At 69.6% G+C, this 12,381-nt stretch carries 14 protein-coding genes and 1 pseudogene; 11 read left to right on the top strand and 4 right to left on the bottom strand.

Features of this window, described 5'->3' with window-relative positions; genetic code table 11:
• The 6 genes from J2S57_RS17065 to J2S57_RS17040 all read left to right on the top strand — a co-directional run bounded on the left by J2S57_RS17065 (position 1) and on the right by J2S57_RS17040 (position 6,282).
• Complete coding sequence (locus J2S57_RS17065) at positions 1-495, top strand: ribonuclease FAU-1 family protein (RefSeq protein WP_307243995.1); 495 nt, start codon at positions 1-3, stop codon at positions 493-495.
• A gap of 210 nt (positions 496-705) precedes the next feature.
• On the top strand, positions 706-2,019 hold the full coding sequence (locus tag J2S57_RS17060; protein WP_307243993.1) for an ABC transporter substrate-binding protein: 1,314 nt from the start codon (positions 706-708) through the stop codon (positions 2,017-2,019).
• Positions 2,012-2,962, top strand: a complete 951-nt coding sequence (locus J2S57_RS17055) for a carbohydrate ABC transporter permease (protein ID WP_307243991.1) — start codon at positions 2,012-2,014, stop codon at positions 2,960-2,962. The genes J2S57_RS17060 and J2S57_RS17055 overlap by 8 nt, the downstream gene beginning before the upstream one ends.
• 8 nt (positions 2,963-2,970) lie before the next feature.
• Positions 2,971-3,873, top strand: a complete 903-nt coding sequence (locus J2S57_RS17050) for a carbohydrate ABC transporter permease (RefSeq protein WP_307243988.1) — start codon at positions 2,971-2,973, stop codon at positions 3,871-3,873.
• Positions 3,870-5,258 carry a GH1 family beta-glucosidase gene (locus J2S57_RS17045; RefSeq protein ID WP_307243987.1) on the top strand — a complete coding sequence of 463 codons (1,389 nt, stop codon included), beginning with the start codon at positions 3,870-3,872 and terminating at the stop codon, positions 5,256-5,258. The genes J2S57_RS17050 and J2S57_RS17045 overlap by 4 nt, the downstream gene beginning before the upstream one ends.
• A gap of 7 nt (positions 5,259-5,265) precedes the next feature.
• On the top strand, positions 5,266-6,282 hold the full coding sequence (locus J2S57_RS17040; RefSeq protein WP_307243985.1) for a LacI family DNA-binding transcriptional regulator: 1,017 nt from the start codon (positions 5,266-5,268) through the stop codon (positions 6,280-6,282).
• Here the strand turns inward: J2S57_RS17040 and J2S57_RS17035 are convergent.
• Positions 6,270-7,112 (bottom strand): SDR family oxidoreductase, encoded by an 843-nt coding sequence (locus J2S57_RS17035; protein ID WP_307243982.1) that lies wholly within the window; start codon positions 7,110-7,112, stop codon positions 6,270-6,272. The two genes, J2S57_RS17040 and J2S57_RS17035, sit on opposite strands and share 13 nt — an antisense overlap.
• A 97-nt stretch (positions 7,113-7,209) precedes the next feature.
• Here J2S57_RS17035 and J2S57_RS17030 point away from each other — a divergent pair, with 97 nt between their 5' ends.
• From J2S57_RS17030 to J2S57_RS17005, 5 genes and pseudogenes are all read left to right on the top strand, one after another.
• The gene (locus J2S57_RS17030) at positions 7,210-8,118 is read left to right on the top strand and encodes a LysR family transcriptional regulator (protein ID WP_307243979.1); all 909 of its coding nucleotides are present in this window, start codon (positions 7,210-7,212) and stop codon (positions 8,116-8,118) included.
• 45 nt (positions 8,119-8,163) lie between these two features.
• Positions 8,164-9,177 (top strand): annotated as a pseudogene (locus tag J2S57_RS17025) (energy-coupling factor ABC transporter permease).
• Positions 9,174-9,932, top strand: a complete 759-nt coding sequence (gene cbiQ, locus J2S57_RS17015; protein WP_307243972.1) for a cobalt ECF transporter T component CbiQ — start codon at positions 9,174-9,176, stop codon at positions 9,930-9,932. Before J2S57_RS17025 ends, cbiQ begins: the two are co-directional and overlap by 4 nt.
• The gene (locus J2S57_RS17010) at positions 9,929-10,663 is read left to right on the top strand and encodes an energy-coupling factor ABC transporter ATP-binding protein (protein ID WP_307243970.1); all 735 of its coding nucleotides are present in this window, start codon (positions 9,929-9,931) and stop codon (positions 10,661-10,663) included. The genes cbiQ and J2S57_RS17010 overlap by 4 nt, the downstream gene beginning before the upstream one ends.
• Before the next feature lie 298 nt (positions 10,664-10,961).
• Positions 10,962-11,249 carry a hypothetical protein gene (locus J2S57_RS17005; protein WP_307243968.1) on the top strand — a complete coding sequence of 96 codons (288 nt, stop codon included), beginning with the start codon at positions 10,962-10,964 and terminating at the stop codon, positions 11,247-11,249.
• 51 nt (positions 11,250-11,300) lie between these two features.
• Here J2S57_RS17005 and J2S57_RS17000 read toward each other — a convergent pair whose 3' ends face one another.
• The 3 genes from J2S57_RS17000 to J2S57_RS16990 all read right to left on the bottom strand — a co-directional run bounded on the left by J2S57_RS17000 (position 11,301) and on the right by J2S57_RS16990 (position 12,236).
• On the bottom strand, positions 11,301-11,498 hold the full coding sequence (locus J2S57_RS17000) for a hypothetical protein (protein ID WP_307243966.1): 198 nt from the start codon (positions 11,496-11,498) through the stop codon (positions 11,301-11,303).
• A gap of 75 nt (positions 11,499-11,573) precedes the next feature.
• Entirely contained in the window at positions 11,574-11,864 is a 291-nt protein-coding gene (locus J2S57_RS16995) for a hypothetical protein (protein WP_307243964.1), read from the bottom strand.
• A 6-nt stretch (positions 11,865-11,870) separates the two neighbouring features.
• A complete protein-coding gene (locus J2S57_RS16990; RefSeq protein ID WP_307243962.1) occupies positions 11,871-12,236 on the bottom strand; it encodes a hypothetical protein in 366 nt (121 codons plus the stop codon).
• Between the last annotated feature and the right edge of the window lie 145 nt (positions 12,237-12,381).

Genomic DNA, 12,381 nt, shown 5'->3' with positions numbered 1-12,381 from the left:
GTGAACCTGACGAAGATCAAGCGACCGGCCGGCACCTACCTCTTCGAGCTGGACCTCGAGCGCGAGGACGAGCACGGTTTCTGGGTCTCGGGCCGTCCCGGGCAGGCCTGCGTCTGGCCGGACGGGCACCGTGACCCCCTGCACCACCCGATGATCCTGCTCATCACTCCCGGCCGCCCTTGGGTGGGCTGGTGGCTACTCCGCGACGACGGGCGGCGGCTCTCCCTCGACATCTGCACGCCCCCGCAGCGCACGGCCGACGGCTGGTCGATCGTCGACCTGGAGCTCGACCCGCTTTGGACCGAGCGGGACGGCCAGGTGCAGATCGAGGACGAGGACGAGTACCGGAACGCCGTGCGCGAAGGCTGGATGACCTCGGCGGACGCCAATCTGGCGCGGGCCGCGGCCGACGAGGGCGCCACGATACTCCGGGTAGGCACCGAACCCTGGATCCAGGCCGGCTGGGACCTCCTGATCGAGCGTTTCCCCAGCTGAGACAGAGGTTTTCGAGAGAGTCGCCCCCGCCGGGACCAACCCTCCGACACCGGAACGTGACCAACGTCCCCTCTTTATTACAACTAAGTAACACCATGGGAGCGTTCCCATGCACCCCCTTGACGGCACCCCGGCCCACGGCGCACGTTTGGGAGCGCTCCCACATTGACGTGCACCTCGGGTCGAAGAGGCCCCGAAAGGAGAAATCCCATGAGCCCCTCCCTGCGTGGCGCCCGGCAGTTCGTCGCCGTGGCCGCAGTCGCCGGTCTCGCTCTGACGATGGCCGCCTGCGGATCGGACGAGGGTGATTCCGGCTCGGACGAGCAGATCACCCTGAAGGTCTCGACCTTCGGGACGTTCGGCTACGACGCCCTCTACAAGGAGTACGAGGCGTCGCACCCGAACGTCAAGATCGTCGAGTCCAACGAGGGCGACCTGGGCAAGTACACCAACGCCCTGACCCAGCGCATCGCCGCGGGCAGCGGCGCCGGTGACGTGGTCGCGATCGAGGAAGGCGCGATCATCCAGTTCCTGCAGGCCCCGGACAAGTTCGTGAACTTCCAGGACGAGGGCTTCAACGACATCAAGGACAACTGGCTGGAGTGGAAGAACGTCCAGGCCACCACGGCCGACGGGAAGGCCACGATCGGCCTGGGCACCGATGTCGGCGGTCTGGCGATGTGCTACCGCACCGACCTGTTCAAGGCGGCCGGCCTGCCGACCGACCGCGAAGAGGTCTCCAAGCTGTGGCCGACCTGGGACGACTACATCGCCACCGGCGAGAAGTTCCTGAAGGGCGCCAAGGGCGACACCAAGTTCGTGGACTCGGCCACGAACACCTACAACTCGATCCTCATGCAGTACGCCGGTGAGGCTCCGGGCTACACCTACTTCGACCAGAGCAACAACCTGACGTTCGACAGCAACCCGGCCGTCAAGAACGCCTGGGACACCACGAACAAGGTTCTCGCGGCCGGTCTCTCGGCCAACCTGAAGAGCTTCACCACCGAGTGGAACGCGGCCTTCAAGCAGGACAAGTTCGCCACCATCGCCTGCCCCGCCTGGATGACGGCCAACATCAAGGGCCAGGCCGGCGCCGACGGCGAGGGTAAGTGGGACATCGCCACGATCCCCGGGGGCAGCGGCAGCTGGGGTGGTTCGTTCCTGGCCGTCCCGACCCAGAGCAAGCACCAGGAGGCGGCCGTCGAGCTGGCCAAGTTCCTGAGCAGCCCCGAGGGCCAGATGTCGGCGTTCGACGAGGCGGGCAACCTGCCCTCGTCGCCGAAGAACTTCGAGAACCCGGCGCTGGCGGACTTCAAGAACGAGTACTTCAGTGACGCCCCGGTGGCCGAGATCTTCGTCGAGGGCGCCAAGAACCTGAAGCCGGTCTTCCTCGGCGCCAAGAACCAGGCCGTGCGCGACGCGATCGAGAACGACCTGCGCTCCGTGGAGCAGGGTCAGCGCAGCTCGGACGAGGGCTGGCAGCAGGCGATCAAGAGCGCCAAGGCCGCGGCGGGTGTCTGACACCACGATCCCGGTCACCCCGGCTCGGACGCGCTCCCCCTGGCGGAGCCGTCTGAGCCGGTGGGACCAGAAGGGGTCTCCCTACGCGTTCGTCTCGCCGTTCTTCATCCTCTTCGGCATCTTCGGGGCCTTCCCGCTGCTCTACACCTTCTGGGTGTCGCTGCACGCCTGGCCCCTGCTCGGGGAGCACAGCTTCACCGGCCTCGACAACTACCAGAAGTTGTTGCAGGACCCGCAGTTCTGGAACGCGGCCAAGAACACACTGGGCATCTTCGTGGTCAGCACCGTGCCGCAGTTCACGCTGGCGCTCTGGCTGGCCGTCACCCTGAACCGGAAGATCCGGGCCCGCACACTGTTCCGGATCGGCGTCATCATCCCCAACGTCACCTCGGTGGCGGCCGTCACCCTGATCTTCGGCATGATCTTCGCCAAGGGGTTCGGCCTGGTCAACTGGATGCTGGGCTGGGTCGGGGTGGCCGCGATCGACTGGACCGCCCACACCTGGTCGAGCTGGCTGGCCATCTCGTTCATGGTCGACTGGCGCTGGACCGGCTACAACGCCCTGATCTTCCTGGCCGCCATGCAGGCCATCCCGGGTGACCTGTACGAGGCCGCGGCCATCGACGGCGCGTCCCGCACCCGCCAGTTCTGGTCGGTCACGCTGCCGCTGCTGCGTCCGACCCTGATCTTCACCACGATCACCTCGATCATCGGTGGCGTGCAGCTGTTCACCGAACCGCTGCTCTTCGCCCCGGGCGCCGGCGCGATCCAGGGCGGCACCCTGCGGCAGTTCCAGACCCTGACCATGTACCTCATCGAAAACGGGTTCACCCGGTTCGAATTCGGGTACGCCGGGGCCGTCGCCGCGATGATCTTCCTGCTCGTGCTGATCATCTCGCTCATCAACATCTGGCTGGTCCGCCGGATCAGCGGTGCGGACTGAGGAGAGACATGACCACGATCATTGACGTGCCGGCCGAGACGGAAGCCCGCAAGCCGCTCCGCCGCAAGGTCGCCGAGAGCAACAACCAGCTGTTCCGGGCCAGCCCGCTGAACTACCTGGTGCTGGTGATCACGTTCTTCCTGTCGGTCTTCCCGCTGTACTGGATGCTGGTCATGGCGTCCCGTACCAACGACGAGATCGTCCAGACACCACCGGTTCTCACCCCCGGCGGCAACCTCGGTGAGCACATCACGTCGCTGTTCGACAATCCGGACGTGCTCTTCGCCAAGGCCCTGATCAACTCGTTCATCGTGGCCGGCACCATCACGGTCGGCGTCGTGATCTTCTCCGGCCTGGCCGGGTTCGCCTTCGCCAAGCTGCGGTTCCGCGGCAGCAACGTGCTGCTGGCCGCGGTGGTGCTGACGATGATGGTACCGGTGCAGCTGGGCACCGTGCCGCTCTACATGATGATGGACTGGTTCGGCATCCAGGGCACCCTGCCCACGGTCATCCTGCCCTACCTGGCCAGCGGTTTCGGCGTCTTCCTGATGCGGCAGTACGCGATCCAGGCCATCCCCGACGAGCTGATCGAGGCCGCCCGGGTGGACGGCGCCTCGACCATTCGCATCTTCTGGTCGGTCGTCCTGCCCGGTCTGCGGCCGGCCGCGGCTATCCTCGGCCTGTTCACCTTCATGACCTACTGGAACGACTTCCTCTGGCCCTACGTCGCCCTGAGCCCGGAGAACCCGACCGTGCAGGTCGCCCTCTCCCGGCTGAGCAGCGGCTACTACACCGACCAGTCCCTGGTCATGGCGGGCACCCTGATGGCCACGCTCCCGCTGCTCGTGGTGGTCGTGCTCTTCGGCCGCCAGCTGATCAGCGGCATCATGGATGGAGCAGTGAAATCATGAGTTTCGGCGACGACTTCGTCTTCGGCGGCGCGACCGCGGCCTACCAGATCGAGGGCGCGGCCACCCTCGGCGGCCGCGGGCCGTCGATCTGGGACACCTTCTCGCACACCGAGGGCCGGGTGGTGAACGGCGACACCGGTGACGTCGCGATCGACCACTACCACCGCTACAAGGACGACGTGGCGATCATGGCCTCGCTCGGCCTGGAGGCGTACCGGTTCTCGGTGTCGTGGCCGCGCATCCAGCCCGAGGGGCGGGGCCCGGCGCTCGAGGCCGGCCTGGACTTCTACTCCCGGCTGACCGACGAGCTGCTCGGCGCGGGCATCGACCCGTGGATCACGCTCTACCACTGGGACCTGCCGCAGGCCCTGCAGGACGCGGGCGGCTGGCCGAACCGGGACATCGCCTACCGTTTCGCGGAGTACTCGGCCCTGGTGCACGAGCACCTCGGCGACCGGGTGAAGCACTGGATCACGCTGAACGAGCCGTTCTGCTCCAGCCTGATCGGCTACGCCTCGGGCCGGCACGCCCCCGGCCTGCAAGACCCGTCGGCCGCGCTGTCCTCGGTGCACCACCTGCTGCTCGGGCACGGCCTGGCGGTCGACGCGCTGCGGGCGCAGAACGTGGCCCACGTCGGCATCACGCTCAACCTGTACGCGGTGGAGCCGGCCTCCGACGACGCCGTGGACACCGACGCCGCCCGTCGCGTGGACGGCTTCCACAACCGGCTGTTCCTCGACCCGGTGCTGAAAGGCCGCTACCCGCAGGACATCCTGCACGACACGGCCGAGTTCGGCGGGATGGGCGACGTCCGCGACGGCGACCTGGACATCATCAGCCGCCCGCTCGACCTGCTCGGCGTCAACTACTACACCCGCTACGTCATCACCGGCCGGGAGGACCACCCCGACCTGGTCGACAAGCGCACCGGTCAGCTCGACTCGCCCTACCCGGGTGCGGCACACGCCCGCGAGGTCCGGCACGGCATGCCGCTGACCGACCTGGGCTGGGAGATCGACCCGGACGGGCTGTACGACGTGCTCACCCGCCTGAAGCGGGAGTACCCCGCGGTGCCGATCGTGATCACGGAGAACGGGGCGGCGTTCGCCGACCCGCTGGGTGACGACGGTGTGGTGCACGACGCCGACCGCATCGACTACGTGCGGGGTCATCTGGCGGCCTGCGAGCGGGCGATCGCCGACGGGGTGCCGCTGCAGGGTTACTTCCTCTGGTCGATCTTCGACAACTACGAGTGGGCCGAGGGCTACGCCAAACGGTTCGGCGCCGTGCACGTCGACTACGAGACCCAGGTGCGCACGCCCAAGCACAGTGCCCTCTGGTACTCCGGCGTGATCCGGTCCCGTTCACTGGATGAGCAGTCATAATCGCCCGATGAGCAGGCGAAGCCCGAACCGGCCCCCGACGCTGGAAGAGGTGGCGGAGCGGGCCGGGGTCGGGCGGGGCACGGCGTCCCGGGTGATCAACGGCTCGGTGCAGGTGAGCGAGACCGCCCGGAACGCCGTGCTGCAGGCGGTGCAGGACCTGGGCTACGTGCCCAACCGCGCCGCCCGCTCCCTGGTCACGCAGCTCACCGACGTGGTGGCGCTGGTGGTCTCGGAGTCCGAGGACCGGCTGTTCGGGGAGCCGTTCTTCGCGCAGGTGGTGCGAGGGGTCACCAGCGCGATGGCCGACACTCCCCGGCAGCTCCTCCTCACCATGACGCACCGCGAGGCCGACCGCGGCCGGCTCAACGACTACCTGAGCCGGCAGCACGTCGACGGCGTGCTGCTGCTCTCGCTGCACGACGACGACCCGCTTCCCGCCCAGCTCACCGCCCGGGGAGTTCCGGCGGTGCTCGGCGGGCGGCCGCACTCCGAGGTCACGCTGCCCTTCGTCGACATGGACAACGAGGGCGGTGCGGCCCTCGCGATCGAGCACCTGATCGGCAGTGGCCGCCGCCGGATCGCCTCGATCACCGGCCCGCTGGACCAGAGTGCCGGCCGGCAGCGCATCGAGGGGTACGTGAAGGCCCTGGCCGCACACGGTCTCGAGCCCCTGGTCGAGGCCGGGGACTTCAGCGAGAACAGCGGACGCCGCGCGGCCCGCACGCTGCTCGCCCGGGATCCCGCCCTGGACGCCATCTTCTGCGCCTCCGATCAGATGGCGATCGGCGCCCTGGCCGAGTTGCTCCAGGCCGGGCGGCGGGTGCCGGACGACGTGGCGGTCGTCGGTTTCGACGACTCCCCGATCAGCCGGCACACCACCCCGAGTCTCACCACCGTCCACCAGCCGGTCGAGGACATGGGCGTGCAGATGGTGCAGACGCTGAGCCGTCTGATCGAGAACCCGGGCGAGCGGGCCGGTGACGTCGTGCTCCCGACCCATCTCGTCGTCCGTCAGTCGGCCTGAAGCTCCTCGAGCAGGGTCGGCCCGGTCGGCGCCCAGCCGGTCAGCTCCCGGGTGATCGCGCTCGAGGCCGGGACCTCGAGCACGAACAGCCCTCCGAGCCAGCCGAAGTGGCTCGACTCGCGGGACTCGACCGGCAGACCGGTCACCCGGCCGATCCCCTCGGCGATCTCCCGGCTCGTCACACCCTCCTCCTGGATGCCGTGCAGAACCGTGGCACCCGGCGTCTTCTCGACGGCCAGACGGTAGAGCACGGCGAGATCGGTGACGTGCACGGCGGGCCAGCGGCCGGAACCGTCACCCGGGTAGGCCGAAACCCCTTTCTCCCGGGCGATTCCGGTCAGCAGGGAGACGAACCCCAGGTTGGGACGCGCATGCACGACGGTCGCGGGGCGCACCGAGACGCCGCCGAGAGCGAGGGTCTTCGCCTCCACCAGGGCGCGGCCCTGCGGGTCGGCCGGCCGGAACTCCTCGGTGACGACGGCGCCCGGGGTCAGCATCGTGGTGCCGAAGGTGGTGACGAAGGGCTTGCCCGTCACCTCCGGGCCGAGCACCTCGAACACGGCGAGGTCCTTGACGGCGGCGGCCGGGAGGTCGGCCAGGTTGCTGTGGTCGAAGGCGGTGTGCACCACGCCGTCGGACTCGGCGGCGCCCCGGCGCAGGGTCTCCGGGTCGTCGATGGTGCCTCGGTAGACCTCGACGCCGGCGGCCTCGAGCTTGGCGGCCCCGTCGTCGGAACGGGTGAGGCCTACCACCTGGTGACCGTGGGACAGCAGTTCGCGGGCGACGTGCGAGCCGATGAAGCCGGTCGCCCCGGTGAGGAAGATGCGCATGCCTCGACCCTGCGCGCATCCGGGCGCCGCGTCCAAGGCCGGTTGTTCATCCGGTCATGCGTTTCGGGCATCACTCCTGGTGGTTAGGCTGGTGGCCATGACCGACCTGGACCTGAGACTGGTGCGGTACTTCGTCACCGTGGCCGAGCAGCAGCATTTCGGGCGGGCCGCCCAGCAGCTGCTGATCGGCCAGCCGTCGCTGAGCCGGCAGATCAGACGGCTTGAGGACGCGGTGGGCACCCGGCTGCTCGACCGCACCTCCCGGGGCACGCGGCTCACGCGGGCCGGCGAGGCGTTCCTGCCCCGGGCGAAGGCCCTGCAGCGCCTGGCCGACCAGGCGGTCGGCGAGTCGCGGGCGGCGGCCGACCCGAGCCGTCTGAACGCCGGCTACATCCCCGGCCTGGTGATCACCCCGGTGGTGGCCGAGATGCGCCGACGCTACCCCGACGCCGAGATCGAGGCGCGGCACGTGCAGTGGAACACCGGCCGGGACGCCCTGATCGAGGGGCTTGTCGACCTGGTGGTGGCGCGCCTGCCGTTCCGCACCGAAGGGCTGGACGTCACGGTTCTCTACGACGAGCCCCGGGCCGCGGTGATGCACCGCGGGCACCGCCTGGCCGGGCGGGAGTCGATCACCATGGCCGACATCGCCGACGAACCGGTGCCCCAGGTGCCGAACTGGGAGTTCAACGACTACTGGCGGATGCACCCGCGCCCCGACGGCCGCCCGGCCCCGGGCGGTCCGGTGATCACCAGCCTCGAGGACAAGTTCGAGCACGTGGCCGCCGGTGAGGCCATCGCGATCGTGCCCTGGGCCGTCCACTACGGCCGGCCCGACCTGGTCGGGGTGCCGATCTCGGACGCCGCGCCGGGGCACGTGGTGATGGCCACACGGGCCGGTGACCGGGGCCGCCTCGTGAGCGCCTTCCGTACCTGGGCCCAGAGGCTGCTGCCGGATCCTTCCGTCCCACCCCAGCGGGAACCGCGGTCGCAGCACATTCGTTGAGCCCCTCTTATTGCAAAGCATGCGCAATTGCGTGACGCTGAGCGCATGCATGCTCCCGACGGCTTCATCGACGCGCCGGTCTCGATCGCAGCCGGCGTCGTGGCGGCCGGCGGTATCGCCCTGTGCCTGCGCGGGGCCCGGCGTGAGCTCGACGACCGCACCGCACCGCTGGCCGGGCTGGTCGCGGTGTACGTGTTCGCCGTGCAGATGCTGAACTTCCCGGTGGCCGCGGGCACCAGCGGGCACCTGCTGGGCGGGGCGCTGGCGGCCGTGCTGGTCGGGCCCTGGACCGGGGCGTTGTGCGTGGCCGTCGTTCTTCTCGTGCAAGGGCTGCTCTTCGCGGACGGCGGGCTCACCGCGCTCGGGGTCAACATCACCGACATGTCCCTGGCCACGGTGCTGATCGGATTCCCGTTGGCCCTGCTGCTCTTCCGGGCCCGCGTCCCCCTGGCGCCGGCGGCGGGCATCGCGGCCGGGGTGTCCGTACCGGTGGCCTCGCTGGTGTTCGTCGGGTTCTACGCCCTCGGGGGCACGGCCGACGTCCCGCTCGGCACGGTGGCCGCGGCGATGCTCGGGGTGCACGTGCTGATCGGCATCGGCGAGGGGCTGATCACCGGGCTGACCGTGGCGGCGATCGCCTCGGCCCGGCCGGACCTGGTGTACCTCAATCGTTTCCGGCGCGAGCCGGTGTCCCCCGCGCCGATGGTCCAGGAGCTCTGAATGCGCACCCGCAACCTGCTCGTCGCCCTGCTCGCCATCAGCCTGCTCTTCGCCGGGGTGGTCAGCTACTATGCGAGCAGCTCCCCCGACGGCCTGGAGAAGGTCAGCGAAGACCACGGAATCGCCGGCCAGGCGAAGGATCACGACCTCGACGACTCTCCCCTGGCCGACTACGGCGTCAGCGGTGTCGACAATCCCCGCCTCTCCACCGGTCTGGCCGGGGTGGCCGGGGTCGGGGTGACGTTCCTGGCCGCGTCCGGCCTGGTTCTCCTGGTGCGCCGCCGGAAGGCGGGCAGGGAGACCGAGCCGACCGGAACGTCCACCGCCGAAACCCCATGAGCGCCGGTCATCACACCCTCTACCTCCCCGGAACCTCACCGCTGCACCGGCTTCCGGCCCAGGTGAAGCTCGTGGCGGCGGTGCTGACCGTGCTCGCCGTGGTGGCCGCGCCCCGCGACCGGTTCTGGGCCTTCGGGCTGTTCGCGGTCGTGCTCGTGGCGCTGGCCCTCGTGGCCCGGCTGCCGCTGACCGTGCTCGCCCGGCGGCTCCTGATCGAGGTACCGTTCATCGGTTTCGCCCTGTTGCTGCCGTTCGTCGCACGCGGTGAGCGCACGCACGTGCTCGGGCTGCCCGTCAGCGTCGAAGGGCTCTGGGGCGCCTGGGAGCTGCTGGCCACGGCGACGCTCGGCGTGGCCGTGTCGGTGCTGCTGGCGGCCACCACTCCCCTGCGCGAGGTCCTGACCGGCCTGGAGCAACTGCGCGTGCCGACGCTGATCGTGCAGATCATGAGCTTCATGATCCGCTACGCCGACCTGGTCGCCGACGAGCTGCGCCGGATGCGGATCGCCCGGGAGTCGCGGGGTTTCGAGGCCCGGCGGCTACGTCACTGGCCGGTGCTGGCGACGAGCGCGGGGGCGTTGTTCGTGCGCTGCTTCGAGCGCGGCGAGCGAGTGCACCTGGCCATGCTGTCGCGGGGCTACACCGGCCGGATCCCGGTTGCCGACGGCGGGGCGGCATCGTTCACGACCTGGGCCACGGGCCTCAGCCTGCCGCTGCTGTTCGCGGCCATCACCCTGACGGCGGTACTGACATGACGGTCACGATCACGGATCTGCGGTTCAGCTATCCGGACGGCCACCTGGCCCTGGACGGGGTGACGCTGTCGCTGGAAAAGGGCGAGCGGGTGGCCCTGCTCGGCCCGAACGGCGCGGGCAAGACCACCCTGGCGCTGCACCTGAACGGTATTCACACGGCCACCTCCGGCTCGGTCTCGGTGAGCGGAATGCCGGTGGCCAAGCGCGATCTGGCCGAGATCCGGCGCCGGGTCGGGATCGTCTTCCAGGACCCGGACGACCAGCTCTTCATGCCCACCGTGCGCGACGACGTGGCCTTCGGCCCGCGGAACCTCGGCCTGTCCCGCGACGAGGTCGCCGACCGGGTCGAAAAGGCCCTGGCCACGGTGCGACTGAGCGACGTCGCCGACCGCCCGCCGCACCACCTCTCGTTCGGCCAGCGCCGCCGCGCCGCGGTCGCGACCGTGCTGGCGATGGACCCGGACATCCTGGTGCTCGACGAGCCCTCGAGCAACCTCGACCCCGCCTCCCGCCGCGAGCTCGCCGAGGTGCTGCTCGACCTCGACGTGACGGTGCTGATGATCACCCACGACCTGCCCTACGCGCTGCAGCTGTGCCCGCGGTCGCTGATCCTGGCCGACGGCCGGATCCAGGCCGACGCCCCGACCGCCGAGATGCTGTCGGACGAGGCTCTGCTGGCGAAGTACCGCCTCGAACTGCCCTTCGGTTTCGCGGTGCCCCGCCCGGTTTGAGATCGTTCACCTCGCGTCCGATCAGGTCTTTCACCACCCTCCCGCTCGTCCCGCAGGGCCGTGCGTTCGATGACCGTCCTCGTCTGGAGACCCAGATGAGGAGAACCCATGAGCCTCCGGCGCCGGACCCGACTGGGAGCCCTGGCCGCTCTCGCGCTCACCACCCCCCCTGCTGGCCGGGGCCGGCGGGAAGACCGTCTGCTCCGGCCTCAGCGACTGCCGGATCGTCAAGCGGGCCGACGTGGACGGTGACGGCCGCAGGGACCAGGTCGGAGTTCGGCAGAGCGACGAGAAGTCCGTGCCGGTCAGGGTGCTGACCAAGAAGAAGCTCCTGGTCTCGAGTTCTTACGGGTTCTTCACCGGGATCACCCGCCAGACCAAGGACGGCAAGGTCCTGATGACCCTGCACGCCGGCCAGCGCATCTTCGAGGAAGAACACGGCTGGACCGTCACCCACACCCGCTACGTCTGGGACACGAAACGGTCTGGCTGGCGGCAGATCTCGACCCGGGACGTGCACATCACCTCCGAGCGCCGAGCCAACGAGCTCGTCGGCTGGCACGTCAAGGGCCTCCCGAACTTCTGACCCCTCGCCACCCGGGGCAGGAAGCTGGCGCCGGCCGGGGATCCGGAGGGATCAGCCGGCCGGGCAGAGCCAGCCGCCGACCCGCTCCTCGACCGGCACCGAACACTGGTCGGTGGATTGCTCCAGCTCGACGGCGCCGGTGCGGGCGCGGTGCGACGTCACCAGCATGGTCGACCCGACCACGATGGCGACCGCCGCGATCAGCGCGATCTTCACCCAGCGTCCTTCGGACACCATCAGAGCACCCACGACAAGTCCCTCCAACTCGACGTAAGAGGACACCCTACGCGCAGCTTCGGTTACCGAAGGAAAACACCAGGAAAATTAGGTGCTACCGGCGTCGAGGTCGTAGGCGGCCTGGAAGTTGACCAGGATCTCGGTGACGTCCTCCTCGGTCAGACCCCAGGCGCGGTTCTGCTCGACGACCTTGCGCATGGCGTCGGCCAGGGTGGGACCCCAGACGGTGGGCCGGCCGCTCGGCCCGCTCAGCAGACCTCCGCGCACCTGACCCTCCACGACGACCAGCGCGTTGAAGCCGCCGAGGGTGGCGGTCGTGTACTGGATCCGGCCGTCGACGTGCTCGAGCAGCGGGATCACCACGCACTGCCGGGCCATGCCGGTCTAGCCCCGCTCGGCGTCACAGGTCCGGCAGACGTCGCCGGAGCTCCAGTCGTACTGACGGCGGCAGCCGGGGCAGAAGACGCGGGCGTCCTCCTGGTCGCGGGCGGCCTGCCACCCGATCAGGATCTGCAGGACGTCGTCGCTGCTCAGGCCCCATTCGGCGTTCAGCGCGGCGGCCCGCTCCTGGGCGTCACCCAGACTCGGGCCCCAGATCTCATCGGTGCCGTCGACCACGAGACGCGAATACCGGACCTGTCCCTCGACGATGACCCTCGGGAAGAATCCCCCGTCCGTCGACGACGGCGTCATGATCATCCCGTTGGGACGCTCGATGACCGGGATGACGACGCACTGCCGTGCCCCCATCGTTGTCCTCACCCCTCCCGCAGCCTGCGCACTTTCCGGCAAGCGTCACCCGCGGGCGACCGGCCGGGCGACCGCCGATCGGGTGAATGGTGACGGGCCGTGCTCAAGTTCTTTCGGCGGGGGCCGATGGGGCGGGCTTGCGGAC

It is taken from the genome of Kineosporia succinea (assembly GCF_030811555.1).
Lineage (GTDB): Bacteria > Actinomycetota > Actinomycetes > Actinomycetales > Kineosporiaceae > Kineosporia > Kineosporia succinea.
The sequence above is the reverse complement of the archived record's forward strand: the minus strand, read 5'-3'. Positions and strand labels throughout refer to the sequence as shown.

Excerpts from the sequence above, each read along its gene's own strand:
- J2S57_RS17060 (WP_307243993.1), top strand. The coding sequence starts at position 706 with ATGAGCCCCTCCCTGCGTGGCGCCCGGCAGTTCGTCGCCGTGGCCGCA.
- J2S57_RS17050 (WP_307243988.1), top strand. The coding sequence starts at position 2,971 with ATGACCACGATCATTGACGTGCCGGCCGAGACGGAAGCCCGCAAGCCG.
- J2S57_RS17045 (WP_307243987.1), top strand. The coding sequence starts at position 3,870 with ATGAGTTTCGGCGACGACTTCGTCTTCGGCGGCGCGACCGCGGCCTAC.
- J2S57_RS17040 (WP_307243985.1), top strand. The coding sequence starts at position 5,266 with ATGAGCAGGCGAAGCCCGAACCGGCCCCCGACGCTGGAAGAGGTGGCG.
- J2S57_RS17035 (WP_307243982.1), bottom strand. The coding sequence starts at position 7,112 with ATGCGCATCTTCCTCACCGGGGCGACCGGCTTCATCGGCTCGCACGTC.
- J2S57_RS17030 (WP_307243979.1), top strand. The coding sequence starts at position 7,210 with ATGACCGACCTGGACCTGAGACTGGTGCGGTACTTCGTCACCGTGGCC.
- cbiQ (WP_307243972.1), top strand. The coding sequence starts at position 9,174 with ATGAGCGCCGGTCATCACACCCTCTACCTCCCCGGAACCTCACCGCTG.
- J2S57_RS17010 (WP_307243970.1), top strand. The coding sequence starts at position 9,929 with ATGACGGTCACGATCACGGATCTGCGGTTCAGCTATCCGGACGGCCAC.
- J2S57_RS16995 (WP_307243964.1), bottom strand. The coding sequence starts at position 11,864 with ATGGCCCGGCAGTGCGTGGTGATCCCGCTGCTCGAGCACGTCGACGGC.
- J2S57_RS16990 (WP_307243962.1), bottom strand. The coding sequence starts at position 12,236 with ATGGGGGCACGGCAGTGCGTCGTCATCCCGGTCATCGAGCGTCCCAAC.